This is a genomic window from Sphingomonas sp. Leaf412, assembly GCF_001425405.1.
Classification (GTDB): domain Bacteria; phylum Pseudomonadota; class Alphaproteobacteria; order Sphingomonadales; family Sphingomonadaceae; genus Sphingomonas.
Map to the genome: position 1 here is coordinate 997,349 of NZ_LMQP01000003.1, position 20,011 is coordinate 1,017,359.

The window sequence follows — 20,011 nt, forward strand, 5'->3', positions numbered from 1 at the left end:
AATCGTTCGCCCGCGCCCGCGATCAGCGCGGCGTCGATCGTGTCGGTCACCGCGGGGACCAGCACGTCGCACGTTGCCATCGCCGCCGCCAGCTGCGCGCGCGTCGGTGCCACGTCGCCGCGGTTGTTCTGGGTGTCGAACAGGTCTTCCAGTCGCGTCATCACCGCGTCGGGCAGTTCGCGGGTGACGAAGACGCTGGGGCGGGAACGGCGCGGTTCTACCATGCGCGACGGCTTGGCGGCGCGGGATCGTCGCGTCAACGGTTGATGCCGGCGCGCGCGCGGGGCAAGGAACGCGCAGTGGCAGGAGTGATGACGGTGATGCGTGCGGGGGGCTGGTTCGTGACGGCGGCGGTGGCGGTGGCGCCTGTGGGCGCGACCGCGCAGCAGGCGGCGGGGGCGGCGAAGAAGCCTGCCTATTTCGCCTCGATCACCGCGGCGAAGGCCAGGATGCGGACCGGGCCGGGCCGCACCTTCCCCGCCAGCTGGCTGTACGTCCGCCCCGGCCTGCCGGTGCGCGTCGTCGACAGCTTCAAGGAATGGCGCAAGGTCGAGGATCCCGGCGGCACGCAGGGCTGGATGCTGAAGGCGCTGGTGGGCCAGACGCGCACCGCGATCGTCATCGCGCCGCAGCCGATCGAGATGCGCGACAAGCCGGCGGGCACCGCGGTGGCATGGCGCGCGGCGCCGGGCGTGGTGGGGAAGATCAGCGAATGCGGCGGCGGCTGGTGCCGTTTCGACGTGAAGGGGCAGGCGGGCTACGTCGAGCAGCGCGACCTGTGGGGCGTGGAGCAGGGCGAGGTGTTTCCGTGACGATCGACGGCTTCGACCTCGCCGCCTTCGTCGCGGCGACGCTGGCGGAGGATATGGGGCAGGGCGGCGACGTCACCTCCGCCGCGGTCATCCCCGCGGACGCGCGCTTCGATGCGGTGATGGACAGTCGCGACGCGATCATTGTGTGCGGGCTGGACATCGCCGCCGCCTTCTTCCGCGCGCTGGATCCGGCGGTGCGGGTGGAGATGCTGGTCGACGACGGCGACCGCGTGCGCGCCGGGACCGACCTGATGCGGATCGACGGTAGCGCGCGCGCGCTGCTGACCGCGGAGCGGTCCGCGCTGAACACGGTCCAGCACCTTTCCGGCATCGCGACGATGACGCGGGCCTATGTCGATCGCATCGTCGGCACCGGCGCGACGCTGCTCGACACGCGAAAGACCATTCCGGGCCTTCGCCGGCTGGAGAAATACGCGACCCGCACCGGGGGGGCGAAGAACCATCGCATGGGCCTGTGGGATGCGGCGATGATAAAGGACAATCACGTCGCGGTGGCGGGCGGCGTCGGCGAGGCGGTCGCGCGGGCCAGGGCGGCGGGGATCGCGGACATCATCGTCGAGGTCGATTCGGTCGACCAGATCGAACCCGCGCTGGCGGCGGGGGCGACCCATCTGCTGCTGGACAACATGTTGCCGCCGGTCCTGCGCGGCGCGGTGACGCTGGTCGGCGGGCGCGTCCCGACCGAGGCATCGGGCGGCGTCACGCTGGAAACGATCCGTGCCATCGCGGAAACGGGCGTGACCTATGTCAGCGTCGGGCGACTGACGCAGTCCGCGCCGGCGGCGGACATCGGACTGGATTTCCACCTGTCGTGACGGAGCGGGATATAGCGAGGCCACGATCGATCCTGGCGTTCGAGCGCCTGTTCCTGCTGGCGCTGCTGCTCTGGGCGGTGCGTCAGGTCCTGACCTGGAGCGCGCAGGCGGCGCAGTTCGAGGCGAACCCGGCGGGTCGGGGGCAGGCGTGGGTGCTGGCCGCGTTCCTGCTGTGCGTCGCGGCGGCGAACGTCGCGATCTGGTATCTCGCCGCCCGTCGCGCGAGCCGGGTCGGCAAGTGGCTCGCCGTCGCCGCCGCCGCGGTGTCGGGCGTGCTGCTGGTGGTGGAGGTCCTGCAACTGCTCCAGCCGGGCGGCCCCGCGCTGCCGTTCAAGCTGCTGGCCCTTGTCGCCTCCGCACTGACCGCGGCGGCGGCGGTGCCGCTGTTCCGCGACGATGCGAAGGCGTGGTTCGGCGAGGACCTGTTCGACGACATGGAAGAGGAAGACGCATGATTCGCGCAATGACTGCCGCGGTGCTGCTGCTGCCCGGCGCGGCGACCGCGCAGGCGCTGTCCTGCGCCATCCCGCGCGACGTGCCGCGGCCGCGCCCCGACCTGCCGGATGCGAAGCAGCCGGTCCGGCGCCTGCCGACCGCGGGCTACACCCTCGCGGTCAGCTGGAGCCCCGGTTACTGCCGGGAGCGCGGCGATCGGCCCGCGGCGCGGTTCCAGTGCGGCGGCGGCAACGAGTTCGGGTTCGTCCTCCACGGCCTGTGGCCCGACGGTCCGGGGAAGGACTGGCCGCAATATTGCCGGGCGACGGGACTGCTGTCGCGGCAGGAGGTGCGCCGCAACCTGTGCGCGACGCCGTCGGTGCAACTTCTCCAGCACGAATGGGCGAAGCACGGGACGTGCATACCGGGCTATACGCCGCAGAAATATTTCGCCCGCTCGACCGCGATGTTCCGGCGGCTGCGCTTTCCGGACATGGCGGCGCTGTCGCGGCGCCCCACGCTGACGGCGGGAACGCTGGCAGCCGCGATCGCGGCGGAGAATGCCGGGATGCGTGCGGACATGATGCGGGTCACCGCGAACCGGCAGGGGTGGCTGGAGGAATTGTGGCTGTGCCACGACCTGCGCTTCCGGCCCGTGCGGTGCCCGGCGCATCAGGGCGGACTGGCCCCCGGCGCGCCGGTCAGGATATCCGGCGCGGCGTGACCGCGGGCATCGGCGTCATTCCCGCCGCAGCGTCACGCTGCCGCCACCGCCCGACAGCACCAGCGTCCGCTCCCCGCGCCACGTCACCGTCGCCGCGGCCAGCACGCCCAGCAATCGTTGCTCCGCGGCCATGCCGGTTCCGACGCACGCCATCCGCGTCGTCGCCAGCCGCGCGGCGGTCAGGCGGTCGCGATCCAGCGCGTAGCCGCCGCCGAACCGGTTGCATCCGCTATTCCCCTCGATCCGGTCGCCCGTGAACCGGATCGTCGCGGGCCGGGGCAGGCGCACGCGACGCCCGTCGATCGCGACGACGCGCCACGCCGTGTCCGCCAGTCGGCCGGACCCCGCCGCCGCGCCGCCGCATCCGGTCAGCGTCCGCCCGCGAAAGGATAGGGTGACGCGGTCGGGATAGGTCCGGTCGCTCATGCCGTCGCTGCACGGCGCGCGGACCGCGTCCATCGTGATCGCGCGATTGTGCCAGCGCCAGCCCGAATCGATCGGCTGCGGCGCGCGGATCAGCAGGATCACCGCGGGCACGCCCGGTTCCTCGATGCGCATCTCCTGCCCCGCGACGGTCACGCTCCAGAAGGGTTCGGTCCCGACCGCGCGATAGGTGGTCGGGGGCGTCTGGGCGGCGGCGGCGAGCAGCATCGTCACGATCACAATCATCTCCTCATCCGCGATCCTGTCATGGATCCCGATGGCCCGCGATCGAATTCGGTCGCGGACCCGCCGCCTCGATCCGCGCCCGCGCCGCCGCGGCGATGGCCTTCCGGTCCATGCCCGCCGGATCGAACGGATCGAGGAAGGTCATCCGCGCGCGGAAGGTGCCCCGGCGACGCAGGACGCGCATCGCATGGTCCTGCCCCGGCTCGTCGCCGACCCAGGCCAGCTCGCGCGTCGCGGCGCCGTAATCGATCCGGACGGGTTGCACCCGCAACCCCGGCGGCGGCGGGTCGAGCGCGGCGAGGAGCGACGCCTTGAAGGGCAGCAGCGTCGCGCCGTCGCCCGTCGTCCCCTCGGGAAAGATCGTCACCGCCCAGGCTTGGCCGAGCGCGTCACGCAATTGTGCGACCTGTCCGGCCACCGCCATCCGGTCGCCCCGGCGGACGAAGATCGTGCGGTTGAGCGTGCACAGCCAGCCGATCAGCGGCACCGCGCGCAATTCCGCCTTCGCGACGAACGCGGTCCCGCTCGCCCCGGCGAGCAGCAGGATGTCCATCCAGCTCAGGTGATTGGCGAGGAAGACGACATCGCGGCGCAACGGCGTGCCGACGACGCGCGCGCGCGCCCCGAACAGCCACGCCACCCCGCCCAGGAAAAGGCGCGGCCACGGCGACGGCGCACGGACCAGCCGCCAGCTGCCGTGCAGGATCAGCGCCAGCGCCAGCCAGGCGACCACCATTGCCAGCCGCATGGTCGCATGCACCGTCGCGATGCGATCAGTCCTTGCGCGAGAGCGAGACGCCGTACAACTCCATCCGGTGATCGACCAGGCGGAAGCCGAGCCGTTCGGCGATCGCCTTCTGCAACTGCTCCACTTCCGGATCGACGAACTCGATCACCCGGCCCGTCTCCACGTCGATCAGGTGATCGTGATGCGCCTCGGGCGAGGGTTCGTAGCGTGCGCGCCCGTCGCCGAAATCGTGGCGGTCCAGGATGCCCGCCTCCTCGAACAGGCGAACCGTGCGATAAACGGTCGCGATCGAGATGCCCGGATCGATCGCGGAGGCGCGGGCGTAGACGCGCTCCACGTCGGGATGGTCCTCCGCCTCGGACAGGACGCGCGCGATGACGCGACGCTGTTCGGTGATGCGCAGGCCCTTTTCGTGACAAAGGGCTTCGAGATCGATCTTGCGGGCCATGACCCCCATGTAATGCGGCGGGCTTGTTGCGAAAAGCGCGACCGACTCGCAATTGGCGTCATATGTCGCGGGCGTAGGTGTGTGCGTCGAACGCCTCGCCCGCGCGATTGCGGTAATATGCCTTGCGGACCCCCGCCTGCGCGAAGCCGTGGCCGACATACAGCGCGATCGCGCGATTGTTCGCGCGCACCTCCAGATGCATTTTCCCGACGCCGCGATCCTGCGCCGCCGCGATCGTGCCGCGCAGCAACGCCGCACCCACGCCGCGTCCGCGGGCGGCGGGGTCGACCGCGATCAGCAGCAGTTCGGCTTCGTCCAGGATCGCGCGCGACAGCGCGAAGCCGACCGGGCGCCCGTCCACCCGCGCGATCGTCAGCCACACGCCCGGCATCGCCAGGATGCCGACACACTGGCTGCGCGTCCACGCCTCGCCGTATCGCGGGTCGAATGCGGCCGCCATGATCCGGTCGACGGTATCGGCGTCCTGCGCCCCCGCGGCGACCAGTTCGACCATCTGCGTCGTCGCCATCATGCGCGCGCCGCGGGCAGCTTCGCATCCGGCGCGCGGCCGTAGAAGGGCGCGGCCGGAAGGGCGCGCATCGCGGCGGGAAGCAGCATCGCGCGCGACGCGTCGGGCAGCGCCTCCGCCACCGGGAAGGCGGGATCGACCTGCGCCAGCCAGCGCGTGCCGCCGCCGATCGCGACGCCGCCCGCCAGTTCGGCCAAGGCCGCGGCGGGGGTCAGCGAGCGCGGCATATCCAGCGCGGCGAAGGGATGCGCGAAGCGGGCCATGAAGACCTCACCGTGGCCGCCTTCTGTCACGACCGCAAGGTCCGATGCGGGCATATCCGTCATCGCGGCGACCGCGATCAGCGACAAGGCGCCATAACCCGACACGCCGGCGCCCCAGCCCAGCGCCAGCCCGCGCGCCGCGGCGATGCCGACGCGGATACCCGTGAAGCTGCCCGGGCCGACATCCACCAGCACATGGTCCGCGCGCCCGCCGCCGGGCAGTTCGGCCACCATCGGCACCACGCGTTCCGCATGTCCGCGCCCGACGATCTCGTGCTGCGCGGCGATCAGGCGATCGTCGTCGAACAACGCGACGGAGCACGCGGCGGTGGCGGTGTCGATGACGAGGGTGCGTAGGGCCAAGGCGTCACCCCGGCGCGCGCCGGAGTCTCTCTGTTACGGGGAAACCCCGGCTTTCGCCGGGGCGCCGCGCTTATGCAACCCGGTTGAAGGTCGCGAAATCGGGCCGCGGGCTGCGATCGTGGAGCGTGGCGGGATCGCCATGGCCCAGCGTCGAGATGAAGTTCGTCCGCACCGACGGCCGGTCGGCGAAGAATGCCTTGTCCATCGCACCCGCATCGAACCCGCTCATCGGCCCGGTATCGAGCCCCAGCGCGCGCGCCGCCATGATGAAATAGGCGCCCTGCAACGAGGAATTGCGGAACGCCGACGCCTCGCGCAGCGCGGGATCGCCGTCGAACCAGCTCTTCGCATCGGTGTGCGGGAACAGCTCGGGCAGATATTCGTGGAAGTCGATGTCCATGCCGATGACCACGCTGACCGGCGCCTTCAGCACCTTGTCGCGATTCCCCTCCGAACAGGCGGCGGCGAGGCGCGCCTTCGATTCGTCCGACACGCACCACACCAGCCGCGCGGGCAATTGGTTCGCGCTGGTCGGCCCCATCTTCATCAGGTCCCAGATCGCGTGCAGATCGGCATCGGACACCGGCGCGTCGGTGTAGCCGTTGTAGGTGCGGGCGGCGCGGAACAGCTGGTCCAGCGCGGCGTCGTCGAGCGGCTGCGTCATCGTAACTCCTGGCGGTGATGGAAGCGGATCAGACCGCGCGGACCTCGGTCACTTCGGGCACGTAATGGCGCAGCAGCTGCTCGATCCCGTTCTTCAGCGTGGCGCTGGACGACGGACAACCGGCGCAGGCGCCTTGCATCTTCAGATAGACGCGCCCCTTGTCGAAACCGCGATAGACGATGTCGCCGCCGTCGTTCGCGACCGCGGGGCGGACGCGGGTTTCGATCAGGTCGCGGATCTGCGCCACGATGTCGGCGTCGGCGGGATCGTCGGCGAAGGTTTCGGCCTCCTCCGACGGGACCGAGAAGCCCGCGCTGGGCGCGCGGAACAACGGCATCTGCGCGGTGAAATGATCCATCAAGATGCCCAGCACGTCGGGCTTCAGCACGTGCCACTCGACGCCCGGCGCGGCGGTGACCGAGACGAAGTCGCGACCGAAGAAGACGCCGGTGACGTCGCCCAGGTCGAACAGCGCGGTCGCCAGCGGGCTGGCCTCCGCCTCCTCCGGCGTCGCGAAGTCGCGCGTGCCGCCGTCCATCACGGTGCGACCGGGCAGGAACTTGACCGTCGCCGGGTTCGGGGTGGATTCTGTTTCGATCAGCATCCGCGCGATGTGGCGCCTGCGCGGGGCCGGATCAAGCGGGGAGGGGGAAAGGGTTCGTTTCCGATGGCGAAGCCGCGGATTTCACCCGCCTTCCGGGCACGGGGCAGGTCAGCCGTCCAGCTGCTTCACCGCCTTGTTCCACGTCGCCACATTCTCCCGCGCCTCCTGCACGAACGCGGATCGTTTGACGAAGCCCAGGAACAGGTCCGCGAACCACTTGCCCGGCTGGCGCAGGGGACGCTCGAACTGGATCAGCAGGACGACCCGCGTCCCCGCCGTCTCGTTCCACACCTCGTGGCGATAGGTGTCGTCGAACACCAATGTCTCCCCCTCCGCCCAGCGCACGACGCGATCGTCCACGCGCATCCTGACGTCGCCGTCGCGCGGCACGATCAGGCCCAGGTGACAGGTGATGAGGCCCTTGCTCACCCCGCGGTGGTCCGGGATGTGCGTGCCCGGCGCCAAGATCGAGAAGAAGGCGGTGTTCAATCCCGGGATCGCCTCGATCACCGCGCGGGTGCGCGGGCAATCGGCCAGGTTGTCGGGGATGGGATAGCCATAGCCCCACAGGAAGAAGGAGCGCCATTTGTCGACCTCCGCGATCGAGCGGTGGTCGGGAGAGATCGTCGCCAGGCTGGGCGCCGCATGGCCGGTCAGCGCGACCGCGCACGCCTCGTCGCGGATCGCCGTCCAATTCTCGCGCAGCGCCTGCGTCCACGGGAATTCGCGGACGTCCAGCACGGGATCGTTGGACACGAGCGACGATCCCGCGATCAGGCGATCGAACAGCCCGCGCAGATGCTTGCCGACACGGATCAGCAGCGGGCGATTGTCGTCCGCCTTCATTGCCGCGCCGGGCGCCGGTGCGCCCGATATCACGTTCAGATCGGGCACGCGCCCGCCGCCCGGCCCCGAAAAGCCCTGCATCTCGACCCGTTGCGCGAGCCGCATGTCGGTCATGTCCGCCTGTCCCTCGACTGTCGTCGTTCCACGTCGCCGCCTCGCTACGCAGCCATCGCGACCAAAACGTGGCATGGATCGGGCAACGAGCGGACCGCGGGGACGGTTGCGGCGCGCGTCGCGGATCGGTAGGACGGTCCGCGATGCTCCGTATCCCGCGTGCGTTCGCCCGGCCGCTCGCGGCCGCTTCCCTCCTCGTTCTCGTCGCCGATCCCGCGATCGGGCAGCGCCGCGCGCCCGCGGCCCGCGCGGCGCCCAAACCGGTCGCCGCCGCGCCGGTGGCGGTCGACACGTCGCCATGGCTGTTCAAGGGGTCGGACATCGTCCCCGATCCCGAATGGTATTTCGGGCGCCTCCCCAACGGCCTGAGATATGCCGTACGCCGCAACGGCGTGCCGCCGGGGCAGGTGGCGGTGCGCGTCCGCATCGATGCGGGGTCCCTGTACGAAACCGATGCCGAGCAGGGCTATGCGCACCTGATCGAACATCTGTCCTTCCGCGGCTCGAAATACGTTCCCGACGGCGAAACGCGGCGCGTGTGGCAGCGGTTCGGCGCGACCTTCGGCAGTGATTCCAACGCGTCCACCACCGCGACGCAGACCGTCTACAAGCTGGACCTGCCCGGCGCGACCGACACGAAGCTGGACGAGAGCCTAAAGATCTTCGCGGGCATGATGTCCGCGCCCACGATCTCGCAGGTCAACCTGGACAGCGAACGTCCCGCAGTGCTGGCCGAGCAGCGCGAGGCGCCAGGTGCGCAGGTGCGGTATGGCGATGCGATCCGCCAGACGTTCTTCGCCGGACAACCGCTGGCCGAACGCTCGCCGATCGGCACGATCAAGACGCTGGAGGCGGCGACCCCCGCCGCCGTGCAGGCGTTCCATGAACGCTGGTACCGGCCCGAACGGACCGTCGTCGTCATCTCCGGCGACCTCGATCCGCAGGTCGCGGCCGACCTCGTCATCAAGAATTTCGCCAACTGGCGCGGCAAGGGCCCCAACCCCGCCGACCCCGACTTCGGCACGCCTTCCGACGCCGCCCCGCCGACGAGGACGGTGGTCGAACCGTCGCTGCCCCCGATCGTCGCGACCGCGGTGCTGCGCCCGTGGATCTATCGCGACGACACGATCATCTTCAACCAGAAGCGACTGGTCGATTTCCTGGCCGTCCGCCTCATCAACCGGCGGCTGGAAACGCGCGCGCGGGCGGGGGGCAGCTTCCTCCAGGCATCGGTCAGCCTCGACGACGTGTCGCGATCGGCCAACGCCACCTTCACGAACATCGTGCCCATCGGCGACGATTGGGAAGCCGCGCTGAAGGACGTGCGCGCGGTGATCGCGGATGCGCAGGCCGCCCCGCCCAGCCAGGCGGAGGTCGACCGCGAACTGGCCGAGTTCGATTCGGCGATGAAGAATGAAGTCGACACCTCGCGGGTGGAGGCCGGATCGAAGCAGGCCGACGACATGGTCAACGCCCTCGACATCCGCGAGACGGTGGCCGGGCCCCGGACCAGCTACGACATTCTTCAGGAGGCGCGGACCAAGGGATTCTTCACCCCCGCCGCCCTGCTGGAATCGACGAAGCGCCTGTTCACGGGCGATGCGACCCGCGCCCTGCTCAACACCCGCACCGCGGATGCCGGCGCGGCGGCGAAGCTGGCCGCGGCGTTGAAGGCGGACGTCTCGGGCCTCGCCTCCACCCGCGGCAGCCAGGCGGCGGTGGATTTCGCCAGCGTGCCGAAGATCGGCAAGCCCGGAAAGGTCGTCGCGCGCACCACCGTGGGCGACCCCGCGATGCAGCAGGTGACGTTCGCCAACGGCGTCCGCGCGCTCGTCCACGGCAGCGCGGCGGAAACCGGGCGCGTGTACGTCCGTGTGCGCTTCGGCCGCGGCTATCAGGCGTTGCCGTCCGACCGTCCGACCGTCGCATGGGCGGGCGACAGCGCTTTGGTGCCCAGCGGGATCGGTACGCTGGATCAGGGCGACCTGGATCAGCTGACCACCGGGCGGCGCATCGGGCTGGGCTTCGACATCGGCGATGATGCGTTCGTGATGAACGCGCAGACGACGCCGGGCGACTATGCCGACAATCTGACGCTGATGGCGGCGAAGCTGGCGGCACCGCGCTGGGATGCCGCGCCGGTCCTGCGCGCGCGCGCGGCGATGCTGGCGGCCTATCCGGGTTTCCGCGCCTCGCCCGACGCGGTGCTGGGCGGGACGCTGGAACGCTCGCTGCGCGACGGCGACCCGCGCTGGGGAACGCCCGCGCTGGCGGACGTGCAGGCGCTGGATGCCAAGGCGTTCCGCAAGCTGTGGGAGCCGTTGCTGAAGACCGGCCCGATCGAGGTGCAGGTGTTCGGCGACGTGAACGAGGATGCGGCGATCGATGCGATCGCGAAAAGCTTCGGCGCGTTGAAGTCGCGCCGTCCTGCCGCGATCGAAAGCCCCGCGGTCCGCTTCCCCGCACATGTCGCGACTCCGGTGATGCTGACCCACGACGGCGACGCGACGCAGGCGGCGGCGGTGATCGCCTGGCCGACGGGCGGCGGTTCGGCGGACCATGCGGAGGCGCGGCGGCTGGACGTCCTGGCCGCGATCTTCGCCGACCGCCTGTTCGACCGGCTGCGCTCCGCTGCGGGGGCGAGCTACTCGCCCAGCGCGCAAAGCCAGTGGCCCGTGGGGCAGGCCGGCGGCGGCCGGCTGATCGCGCTGGGGCAGGTGGCGCCGGACAAGGTCGACCTGTTCTTCCGCCTGTCGCGCGAGATCGCGGCCGAGCTGGTGGCGGCGCCGGTCGGCGACGACACGCTGAAGGAGACTGTGGTGCCGATGCTGCAATATATGGCGCGGGCGTCGTCGGGGAACCAGTTCTGGCTGCTCCAGACCCAGGGCGGCGCGTTCGATCCGGCCCGGATCGAGGCGAGCCAGAATCTGGTCGGCGACATGACGTCGATCACCCCGCAATCGTTGCAGGAAACGGCGGCCAAATATCTGCGCCCCGACCGCGACTGGACGATGGCGGTGGTCCCGAAGGCGAAGTAGCGCGCGGTCGTCCCTGCGCAGGCGGGGGCGACCGTCCCCGTCGTCGGGCGAGCGGGCTACCCGCGATACAGGGCGTCCAGCCGCTCGCCGTACACCTGCTTCAGCACATGGCGCCGTATCTTCAAGCTCGGCGTCATCTGCTCGTTCTCGATTGCGAAGGGTTCGTCCGCGAGGATGAAGCGGCGTACGCGTTCCACGACCGACAGGTCGCGGTTCGTGCGGTCGACCGCGGCCTGCACGGCGGCGCGATAGGCCGGGTCCTCCGCCAGCGCCGCGTCGTTCGCCACGCCCTTTTCCTTCGCCCAGTCGGCGGTCCAGTCCGCGTCGGGGACCAGCACGGCCACCATGTGCGGTCGCCGGTCGCCCGCGATCATCGCCTGCCCGATCTCGGGCTGGAGCGTCAGCATCCCCTCCACCTTCTGCGGCGCGACATTGTCGCCCTTGTCGTTGATGATGAGGTCCTTCTTGCGATCGGTGATGCGGATGCGCCCCGCATCGTCGATCTCCCCGATGTCGCCGGTGTGCAGCCATCCGCCTTTCAGGACGCGCGCGGTCTCCGCCTCGTTGCGCCAATAGCCGTGCATGACCAGCTCGCCGCGCACCAGTATCTCCCCGTCCTCGGCGATGCGGACCTCGGTATCGGTCAGCGGCGGGCCGACGCTTTCCATCCGGATGCCCGCGGCGGGTCGGTTGCACGAGATGATCGGTGCCGCCTCGGTCTGGCCGTATCCCTGGAGGAACGTCACCCCCAGGCTGTCGAAGAAGATGCCGACCTCCGGCGTCAGCGGCGCGCCGCCGGACACCATCGCCTTCATCCGCCCGCCGAATTTCTTGGCGATGCGCCGCTTGAAGACCGTGTCGACCAGCAGCGCCGCGGGACGGTCGCGCAGGCCCAATGTCCCGGCATAGCGTTTCGCGCCCACGTCCAGCGCCAGATGGAACAGCCGCGCGGACAATCCGCCCTGCTTCTCGATCGCCTTCGTGATGCGGGTGCGCAACACCTCGAACAGGCGCGGGACGACGAACATGATCGTCGGGCGCACCGCTTCCATGTTGGCGGCGAGCCGGTCGAGCGATTCGGCGTAGTAGATCTGCCCGCCCATGCCGATCGGTACGAACTGCCCCCCGGTATGTTCGTAGGCGTGGCTCAGCGGCAGGAACGACAGGAACACCTCGTCGTCCCAGCCCAGGTCCTCGCTGATCGCCACCGCGCACCCAGCCACGTTGTGCAGGATCGCGCCGTGATGCTGCATCACGCCGCGCGGCGCGCCGCCCGTGCCGCTGGTGTAGATGATGCAGGCCAGGTCCTCGCGCGTGAAGTCGGCGGCGGCGCGCACCGCCGCCACGTCGGCGGGATGTTCCGCGATCAGGGTATTCCAGTCGTACACGTCGATCGATCGCTGCCCCAGCCGGACCGGATCGATGCCGATCAGGATCTGCGGCTGGATCGAGCGCAGGATGGCGGGCATCAACGCCTTCGCCAGCTTGTCGGTGGAGACGATGACCGCCGTCGCGCCCGAATTCTCGATGATGTGCGCGTGGTCGCGTTCGGTGTTCGTGGTATAGGTCGGGACGGTCACGCATCCCGCCGCCATGATGGCGAGGTCGGACAGGCACCATTCGGGCCGGTTCTCGCTCACCAGCATCACGCGGTCGCCGCGCGCGACGCCGATCGCCTTCAGCGCGGTGGCGAGGCGCGCGACCGTCTCCGCGGCCTCGCGCCACGACGTCGCGACCCATTCGCCGTCGGTGCGCGCCCACAGGAACGGGGCGTCGCCCTGCTGTTCGGCGCGCGCGAAGAACATCGCGACCAGGTTGGGGAAATGTTCGAGTCTGCGCATGACCTCTCCGCGACGGGCCGTCATCGGCCTCGATTCATTGTTGCAGCGACGTGCCCGGGCTGCGCGGGTCCGCCGCCCCGACCCAGCGGCCGTCGGGCAGCTTCTCCGCCGCATTCGCCTTCAGACCCAGCGTGTCGACCGACACCTTGTGCCCCATCGCGGTCAGCGGCGCGGCGAAGGCGGCGGTGGACGTGCCCTGTTCCAGCACCAGCCCGTCGCGGTTGAAGTAGATCAGCCCCAGCGCGATCGAATCCTGCGCCGACAGGCCCCAGTCAAAATGCGCGATCAGCGCCTTCGCCACCTGCATGATGATCGTCTTGCCCCCCGCCGCGCCGACCGCGAACACGGGCTTGCCCGCGCGGTCGTAGACGATCGTCGGCGCCATCGACGACAGCGGCCGCTTGCCCGCCTGCACGCGATTGGCGACAAGATGGCCGTCCTTCGCGGGCGCCAGGCTGAAATCGGTCAGTTCGTTGTTCAGGACGTAGCCGTTGACCGCCAGCTGGCTCCCGAACGCGCTCTCGACCGTGTTGGTCCAGCTGACGACGTCGCCGTCGTCGTCGACCGCGACGAAATGCGTCGTCCCGGCGACCTCGCCCGACGGGACCGGCGTGCGCGCCGGGGCACCGGGGGGCGTGCCCGCGCCGTAGGACGGCAGCGTCCGCCCCAGCGCGATCGTTCGCGACCGCGTCCTGATATAGGCGGGGTCGATCAGCCCGCCGACCGGCACGTCCACGAAATCGGGATCGGCCTGATAGGCGTCGCGGTCGGCATAGGCGAGTTGCATCGCCTCCCCGATCACGTGCCACGACCGCGCATCGTCCTTGCCCCAGGTCGCCAGCGGAAAGCGTTCCACCATGCCCAGGATCTGCAACACCGTCAGCGCGCCGGACGAGGGCGGGCCCATGCCGCACACGGTCCATTGCCGATACGGCCCGCACACACCGCGCCGGTCCTTCGCGCGATAGGATGCCAGGTCCGCCACGGTCAGCGGTACGGGGTTCCGCGGCGCCTCGGTGACCGCTTCCGACAGCTTGCGCGCATTGTCCCCGGCGTAGAACGCCTCCGGGCCTTCCGCGGCGACACGGCGCAGGAACGCGGCCATCGCGGGATTGCGGAACGTGTCGCCCTCGCGCAGCGGCTGGCCGTCCCTGGCATAGAGCGCGCGGATCGCGGGAAAATCCTTCCACAACGGCAGGTTGCGGGTGACCGCACCCGACAGCCGCGCGTTCACGACGAAGCCCTGGTCCGCCAGCCGGACGGCGGGGTCGAACAATCGCGCCCACGGCAGCTTGCCCCATTTGCGGTGCGCGCTCTCCGCCAGCCGAAGCGATCCGGGCACGCCGACGGAGAATCCGCCGGGCCATGCCTGAAGGAAGGGCAGGGGCTTTCCGTCCGGGCCGAGGAAGCGGTTCGGCCCCGCTGCCGCGGGCGCGGTTTCGCGGCCGTCGATCGTGTCGAGCAGGCCGGTCTTCCCGCCGTGATGAACGATGAACCCGCCCCCGCCGATGCCGCTCGATTGCGGTTCCACCACGTTCAGCGCCAGCAGCATCGCGATCGCGGCATCGGTGGCGCTGCCGCCCGCGCGCAGCATCTCCTGCCCCGCCTCGGTCGCACGCGGATCGGCGGCGGAAACGACGCCTTGCGCGGTAGCCGGAACGGGCAGGAGGAAAAGGGCGAGCGCGAACAGCTTTGTCATCGCCCGCGACCCTATCGTCCTGCGCCGTAGGGGCAAGCATTGCCTTCTCCCCTCCCTTTCAAGGGAGGGGGCAGTCAGTCCAGGCGAAGAATGGTTCGCGCGAAGACGCGAAGACGCGAAGGCATTTCGCCCACGACCTCTTTGCGGCTTCGTGTCTTCGCGTGAACTATCATGCGGCGGCGCCGCTCACTCGGAACCCACCGCCTCCGCCACGCTCCCGAACCCGTCGCGCGCCAGCAACGCGGCCAGGTCGCGCACGATACGGCGGGCCAATCCCGGCCCCTCGTACACCATCGCACTATACACCTGCACCAGCGACGCCCCCGCCCGGATGCGGGCATAGGCATCCGCCCCGCTCGCGATCCCGCCGACGCCGACCAGCGCGACCTGTCCGCCGGTCGCGGTCCGGAAATCGCGCAGCCGCGCCAGCGCCAGCGAAGCGAGCGGCGCACCCGACAGCCCGCCCGCTTCCCCCGCGTCGCGCGACGCCAGCGGCGGGCGCGAGACCGTGGTGTTGCCCACGATCAGCGCGTCCAGCCGGTGCGCGATCGCGGCGCGCGCGATGCCGTCCACCTGCGTCGGGGTCAGGTCCGGCGCGACCTTCAGGAACAGCGGCGTTCCTCCCCGCGCATCGGCGCACCGCGCGAGCAGGTCGTCCAGCGCGGGTCCTTCCTGAAGGTCGCGCAGGCCCGGCGTGTTCGGGGAGCTGATGTTGATCGTGACGTAATCCGCCACGGCGGCGGCGGCGGTGACCCCCGCGACGTAATCCGCCACCCGGTCGCTCGCGTCCTTGTTCGCACCGACGTTGATGCCCAGCATCCCGCCGCGCCGCTTCGCCGCCTTCGCGCGTGCGATCCCCGCGGCGAGGCCGCCGTTGTTGAACCCCATGCGGTTGATGACCGCGCGATCCTCCACCAGCCGGAACAGCCGGGGCCGGGGATTGCCCGGCTGGGCCAGGGGGGTCAGCGTCCCCACCTCCACCGCGCCGAAACCGAGCGCGAACAGCCCCCCCGCGGCGCGCGCGTCCTTGTCCAGCCCCGCCGCCAGCCCGACGGGGTTGGGGAAGCGCAGCCCCGCCACCCTCGTCTCCAGCCGCGGCATCTCGCCCGCCAGCGGCGCCCCCGCCGCGCCCCACCGCGCCAGCCCGGACAGCGCGATGCCGTGCGCGGTTTCGGGGTCGAGCGCGAACAGCCCGCGGTGCAACGAAAGGGTCATGGCGCGCCCTTCGCGTGTCCGCTTCGGTCGATCAAGACATGTCCGTGCGCAACTTGTAAAAAATCACCCCGACAGCGTCGAATCCATCCAAGACTTGCGGACCGGAATCGTCTTTATGGGCGATGCGACCCGAGGGGCTTTCGAAAGATCGGCCCTTTCCTTTCAGACCCGGCGCCTCGGTGCCGGGTCTTTTGTTTGTTCCATGCGTGATGTAGACTTCGCCGCGGGGGGCATCGCGCCATGTCGTCGATTTCATTGGAATATCGCGTTCCGCCCGACGATCTGCGGCCCTATGTCACGCTGTTCTACCACTTCCGCACCGACGCGCCCGCGCTCGACGAGATCGAGCGCGCCGACCATGCGCAGCTGCGCTTCCGGCTGGACGGCGGCAGCGCGCATTACCGGATCGGGCGCGGCCCGTCGCAGCAGGTCGGGCCATGCCACGTGATCGGGCCGACCAGCGGTGCGATCCGCGTGAATGCGGCGGGTCCGATCGAGCTGGTCGGCCTGGGGTTGCAGCCCGCGGGCTGGGCCGCGTTGCTGCATGTCGATGCGTCGGTGATGGTCGATCGCGTGTTCGACGCCGGGAAGCTGTTCGGGGAGGCGTGGTGCAGCGGCGCGGCCGATCGGCTGCGCACCGCCGACGGCACCGACGAGAAGGTGGCGGCGGTGGCGGCGCTGCTGCGCGCGATGCTCGACCGCGGCGACATGGCGGCGCTGGACTTCGCACGGGCGATCGACGCCTGGCTGGCCGCCAGTCCGTCGCCCGCGGTCGACGATCTGGTCGCCGCCACCGGCCTGTCGCGGCGACAGGTGGAACGGCGGACGAAGGCGCTGTACGGCGTGCCCCCCAAGGTGCTGGCGCGCAAGTATCGCGCGTTGCGCGCCGCCGTGACGCTGGCTTCGGGCGCCGCGATCAGCGACGCCCTGGTGTCCGGCGGCTTCTACGACCAGTCGCATCTGAACCGGGAGATCAAGCAGTTCGCGGGCATGACGCCGCGCCAGATGCGCGCCGCCCCCGGCCTGCTGTCGCACCTGACCATCTCGCAGCGGCGCGCGCTGGAGGGGCAGGTGTCCACGATCATCTCGGATACCTGATCCCACCCGGTCGCAGTGACGGATTGCGGTGGGCGTGTCTCCTCTTTCCCGGTGGTTGATTTCGCACCGCAGCACGCCCATCTGCCCAATCGGAACGAATCGTTCCGATTTGAGAACCGCTCGCAAATGCGCCTTTCTTCCCTCGCCGACTATGCGGTCGTCATGCTCACCGCCGCCGCGCGCCATTGCGGCGGTGCGGCGCGGCTGAACGCGACGATGCTGGCGCAGGAGACGGGCGTGCCGCTGCCCACCGCGCAGAAACTGGTCAGCCGTCTCGCCGCCGCGGGCCTGATCGACAGCACGCGCGGCACCGGCGGCGGCATCCGCCTGTCGCGCCCGCCCGCGACGATCACGCTGGCCGACATCGTGGAGGCGGTCGAAGGACCGATCGCGATGACCTCCTGCGTCGACGCGGGCCACCACGATTGCGCGATCGAAGGAAACTGCCGCGTGAAGCCGCACTGGAACGCGGTCAACGACGCGGTCCGCGGCGCGCTCGCCGGCGTATCGCTCGCCCACCTCGCCGCCACCGCGCGCGTCCCCGAAAACCAGCTAGCACCCCAGAGAGTCGAGGCCTGACATGGCTACCAAGAACGCCGAGGCCTATGCGGCCGTCGCCAAGAAGTACGAATGGGGCTTCGCCACCGATGTCGAACAGGACTTCGCGCCCAAGGGGCTGAACGAGGATACCGTCCGCTACATCAGCGCCAAGAAGGGCGAGCCCGAATGGATGCTCGACTGGCGGCTGAAGGCGTTCCGCCTGTGGCAGACGATGGAGGCGCCCGACTGGGCGAAGCTGAACGTCCCGCCGATCGACTATCAGGACGCCTATTACTACGCCGAGCCCAAGGCGAAGAAGACGATCGCGAGCCTCGACGAACTCGACCCCGAGATTCGCCGCACGTACGAGAAGCTGGGCATCCCGATCCGCGAGCAGGAAGTGCTGGCGGGCGTCGAGGGCGCGCGCAAGATCGCGGTCGACGCGGTGTTCGACAGCGTGTCCGTCGCCACGACCTTCCGCGCCGAGCTGGAGGCCGCGGGCGTCATCTTCCGCTCGATCAGCGAGGCGATCAAGGAATATCCCGACCTGGTCCGCAAGTGGCTGGGCAAGGTCGTGCCGCAGCGCGACAATTATTTCGCGACGCTCAACAGCGCGGTCTTCAGCGACGGCACCTTCGTCTACGTCCCGGAGGGCGTCCGCTGCCCGATGGAGCTGAGCACCTATTTCCGCATCAACGCCGAGAATACCGGCCAGTTCGAACGCACCCTGATCGTCGCCGACAAGGGCAGCTACGTCAGCTATCTCGAAGGCTGCACCGCCCCGATGCGCGACGAGAACCAGCTGCACGCCGCGGTCGTGGAACTGGTCGCGCTGGACGATGCCGAGATCAAATATTCGACCGTGCAGAACTGGTATCCCGGCGACGAGAACGGCGTCGGCGGCATCTACAATTTCGTCACCAAGCGCGCCTTGTGCCAGGGGCGGAACAGCAAGGTGTCGTGGACGCAGGTCGAGACCGGCAGCGCGGTGACGTGGAAATATCCGTCCTGCGTATTGTCGGGGGACGGATCGGTCGGCGAATTCTATTCCGTCGCGGTGACGAACAACCGCCAGCAGGCGGACACCGGCACGAAGATGATCCACCTGGGCAAGAACACCCGCTCGACGATCGTGTCGAAGGGGATCAGCGCGGGCCGCTCCGACAACACCTACCGCGGCCTCGTCCGCGTCGCCCCGACCGCGGAGGGCGTGCGCAACTTCACGCAGTGCGACAGCCTGTTGCTGGGCGACCAGTGCGGCGCGCACACGATCCCGTATATCGAGGTCCGCAATCCCTCGGCGCAGATCGAGCATGAGGCGACGACGAGCAAGATCAGCGACGACCAGATGTTCTACGCCCAGTCGCGCGGCCTGGATTCGGAAGCCGCGGTGGCGCTGATCGTCAACGGCTTCGCGCGCGAGGTCTTGCAGCAGCTGCCGATGGAATTCGCGGTCGAGGCGCAGAAGTTGCTGGGGATTTCGCTCGAGGGGTCGGTCGGCTGACCGTCCGCCGCCGCCGGCACGTTCGCCGATAGAAAAATGGATCCCTGCCTGCGCAGGGGCGACGAAGTAGGAACCGATGCTCAAAATCGAAAATCTCCACGCCGAGATCGACGGCAAGGAAATCCTCAAGGGCCTGTCCCTGACCGTGAACGCGGGCGAGGTGCATGCGATCATGGGGCCCAACGGCGCGGGCAAGTCGACGCTCGGCTATGTGCTCGGCGGTCGCCCGGGCTATGAGGTCACCGCCGGGACCGTGACGTTCCGTCCTCGTCATTGCGAGGAGCGCAGCGATGCGGCAATCCAGGGCGACGCGCGCGACAATGGATTGCTTCGCTCCGCTCGCAATGACGGAGAAGGCGAGTGGATCGACCTCCTCGCGCTCGAACCGCACGAGCGCGCCGCGGCGGGCGTCTTCCTCGGCTTCCAGTATCCGGTCGAGATCCCGGGCGTCAGCAACGTGCAGTTCCTGCGCGAGGCATTGAACGCACAGCGCACCAGCCGCGACGAGAAACCGCTGTCGGGCGCCGAATTCCTGAAGCTGGCGCGCGAGGAGGCGCGCAAGCTGGACATGGATGCGGAGATGCTGAAGCGTCCCGTCAACGTCGGCTTCTCGGGCGGCGAGAAGAAGCGGAACGAGATGGTGCAGATGGGCATCGTGAACCCCCGGTTCGCGATCCTGGACGAGACCGACAGCGGCCTCGACATCGACGCGCTGCGCATCGTCGGCGACGGCATCAACCGCATCATGCGCGCCCCCGACAAGGCGGTGCTGCTCATCACGCATTACCAGCGGCTGCTCGATTACGTGAAGCCCGACTTCGTCCACGTGCTGGACGGCGGCATCATCACGCGCACCGGCGGCGCCGAACTGGCGCACGAGCTGGAGCGGCAGGGTTATTCACAGGTGGCGGCGTGAGGATATTTGTCCAAAATTCCTCCCCCGGCTCGCTGGGGGAGGGGGACCGCGGCGCGCAGCGCCGTGGTGGAGGGGCTTGCGGAGCGCTGCCAAAGGCCCCCCCCC

General features: G+C 69.8%; 20 protein-coding genes and 1 pseudogene. 9 read left to right on the forward strand and 12 right to left on the reverse strand.

Annotated elements, in window-relative coordinates:
- A pseudogene (locus ASG29_RS17585) lies at positions 1-224 on the reverse strand (D-glycerate dehydrogenase); the annotation flags it as partial.
- Between the two features lie 75 nt (positions 225-299).
- Here ASG29_RS17585 and ASG29_RS11930 point away from each other — a divergent pair.
- Genes ASG29_RS11930 through ASG29_RS11945 form a run of 4 tightly spaced genes read left to right on the forward strand, consistent with a single transcriptional unit; the run spans position 300 to position 2,807 of the window.
- Positions 300-812, forward strand: coding sequence for an SH3 domain-containing protein (locus ASG29_RS11930; RefSeq protein ID WP_235532889.1), 513 nt, complete (start codon positions 300-302; stop codon positions 810-812).
- On the forward strand, positions 809-1,648 hold the full coding sequence (gene nadC, locus ASG29_RS11935; protein ID WP_268796232.1) for a carboxylating nicotinate-nucleotide diphosphorylase: 840 nt from the start codon (positions 809-811) through the stop codon (positions 1,646-1,648). Before ASG29_RS11930 ends, nadC begins: the two co-directional genes overlap by 4 nt.
- On the forward strand, positions 1,645-2,103 hold the full coding sequence (locus ASG29_RS11940) for a hypothetical protein (RefSeq protein ID WP_055984113.1): 459 nt from the start codon (positions 1,645-1,647) through the stop codon (positions 2,101-2,103). Before nadC ends, ASG29_RS11940 begins: the two co-directional genes overlap by 4 nt.
- Positions 2,100-2,807: a ribonuclease T2 family protein gene (locus tag ASG29_RS11945; protein ID WP_055984116.1), complete on the forward strand. Its 708-nt coding sequence runs from the start codon at positions 2,100-2,102 to the stop codon at positions 2,805-2,807. The genes ASG29_RS11940 and ASG29_RS11945 overlap by 4 nt, the downstream gene beginning before the upstream one ends.
- A 15-nt stretch (positions 2,808-2,822) precedes the next feature.
- Here the strand turns inward: ASG29_RS11945 and ASG29_RS11950 are convergent, their stop codons facing one another.
- The 8 genes from ASG29_RS11950 to ASG29_RS11985 form a co-directional block, all read right to left on the reverse strand.
- A complete protein-coding gene (locus tag ASG29_RS11950; protein ID WP_162242969.1) occupies positions 2,823-3,470 on the reverse strand; it encodes an META domain-containing protein in 648 nt (215 codons plus the stop codon).
- 25 nt (positions 3,471-3,495) lie between these two features.
- Positions 3,496-4,236, reverse strand: a complete 741-nt coding sequence (locus ASG29_RS11955; RefSeq protein ID WP_235532890.1) for a lysophospholipid acyltransferase family protein — start codon at positions 4,234-4,236, stop codon at positions 3,496-3,498.
- Positions 4,237-4,249: 13 nt separating this feature from the next.
- Positions 4,250-4,672: a Fur family transcriptional regulator gene (locus tag ASG29_RS11960; RefSeq protein WP_055985545.1), complete on the reverse strand. Its 423-nt coding sequence runs from the start codon at positions 4,670-4,672 to the stop codon at positions 4,250-4,252.
- A gap of 58 nt (positions 4,673-4,730) precedes the next feature.
- Positions 4,731-5,201 carry a ribosomal protein S18-alanine N-acetyltransferase gene (gene rimI / locus ASG29_RS11965; protein ID WP_055984125.1) on the reverse strand — a complete coding sequence of 157 codons (471 nt, stop codon included), beginning with the start codon at positions 5,199-5,201 and terminating at the stop codon, positions 4,731-4,733.
- A complete protein-coding gene (tsaB, locus tag ASG29_RS11970; RefSeq protein WP_055984127.1) occupies positions 5,201-5,827 on the reverse strand; it encodes a tRNA (adenosine(37)-N6)-threonylcarbamoyltransferase complex dimerization subunit type 1 TsaB in 627 nt (208 codons plus the stop codon). The genes rimI and tsaB overlap by 1 nt, the downstream gene beginning before the upstream one ends.
- Before the next feature lie 70 nt (positions 5,828-5,897).
- Positions 5,898-6,491, reverse strand: a complete 594-nt coding sequence (locus ASG29_RS11975; protein ID WP_055984131.1) for a malonic semialdehyde reductase — start codon at positions 6,489-6,491, stop codon at positions 5,898-5,900.
- Between the two features lie 28 nt (positions 6,492-6,519).
- The gene (locus tag ASG29_RS11980; protein WP_055984134.1) at positions 6,520-7,095 is read right to left on the reverse strand and encodes a NifU family protein; all 576 of its coding nucleotides are present in this window, start codon (positions 7,093-7,095) and stop codon (positions 6,520-6,522) included.
- Between the two features lie 108 nt (positions 7,096-7,203).
- On the reverse strand, positions 7,204-8,055 hold the full coding sequence (locus ASG29_RS11985) for an aspartyl/asparaginyl beta-hydroxylase domain-containing protein (protein WP_235532891.1): 852 nt from the start codon (positions 8,053-8,055) through the stop codon (positions 7,204-7,206).
- 143 nt (positions 8,056-8,198) lie between these two features.
- Between ASG29_RS11985 and ASG29_RS11990 the strand changes: the two genes are divergently transcribed.
- On the forward strand, positions 8,199-11,093 hold the full coding sequence (locus ASG29_RS11990) for a M16 family metallopeptidase (protein ID WP_055984137.1): 2,895 nt from the start codon (positions 8,199-8,201) through the stop codon (positions 11,091-11,093).
- A gap of 56 nt (positions 11,094-11,149) precedes the next feature.
- Here ASG29_RS11990 and ASG29_RS11995 read toward each other — a convergent pair whose 3' ends face one another.
- From ASG29_RS11995 to ASG29_RS12005, 3 genes are all read right to left on the reverse strand, one after another.
- Entirely contained in the window at positions 11,150-12,934 is a 1,785-nt protein-coding gene (locus tag ASG29_RS11995) for an AMP-dependent synthetase/ligase (protein WP_055984143.1), read from the reverse strand.
- 34 nt (positions 12,935-12,968) lie between these two features.
- Positions 12,969-14,633, reverse strand: coding sequence for a gamma-glutamyltransferase (gene ggt / locus ASG29_RS12000; RefSeq protein WP_055984146.1), 1,665 nt, complete (start codon positions 14,631-14,633; stop codon positions 12,969-12,971).
- A 186-nt stretch (positions 14,634-14,819) separates the two neighbouring features.
- Entirely contained in the window at positions 14,820-15,848 is a 1,029-nt protein-coding gene (locus tag ASG29_RS12005; protein WP_055984148.1) for a quinone-dependent dihydroorotate dehydrogenase, read from the reverse strand.
- Positions 15,849-16,088: 240 nt separating this feature from the next.
- Between ASG29_RS12005 and ASG29_RS12010 the strand changes: the two genes are divergently transcribed.
- The 4 genes from ASG29_RS12010 (at position 16,089) to sufC (ending at position 19,906) form a co-directional block, all read left to right on the forward strand.
- On the forward strand, positions 16,089-16,946 hold the full coding sequence (locus ASG29_RS12010; protein WP_055984151.1) for an AraC family transcriptional regulator: 858 nt from the start codon (positions 16,089-16,091) through the stop codon (positions 16,944-16,946).
- A 126-nt stretch (positions 16,947-17,072) separates the two neighbouring features.
- Entirely contained in the window at positions 17,073-17,525 is a 453-nt protein-coding gene (locus ASG29_RS12015) for an SUF system Fe-S cluster assembly regulator (protein ID WP_055984154.1), read from the forward strand.
- A 1-nt stretch (position 17,526) separates the two neighbouring features.
- Positions 17,527-18,990, forward strand: a complete 1,464-nt coding sequence (sufB, locus tag ASG29_RS12020) for a Fe-S cluster assembly protein SufB (RefSeq protein WP_055984158.1) — start codon at positions 17,527-17,529, stop codon at positions 18,988-18,990.
- 76 nt (positions 18,991-19,066) lie between these two features.
- A complete protein-coding gene (gene sufC, locus ASG29_RS12025; protein WP_055984161.1) occupies positions 19,067-19,906 on the forward strand; it encodes a Fe-S cluster assembly ATPase SufC in 840 nt (279 codons plus the stop codon).
- The last annotated feature ends 105 nt before the right edge of the window (positions 19,907-20,011 follow it).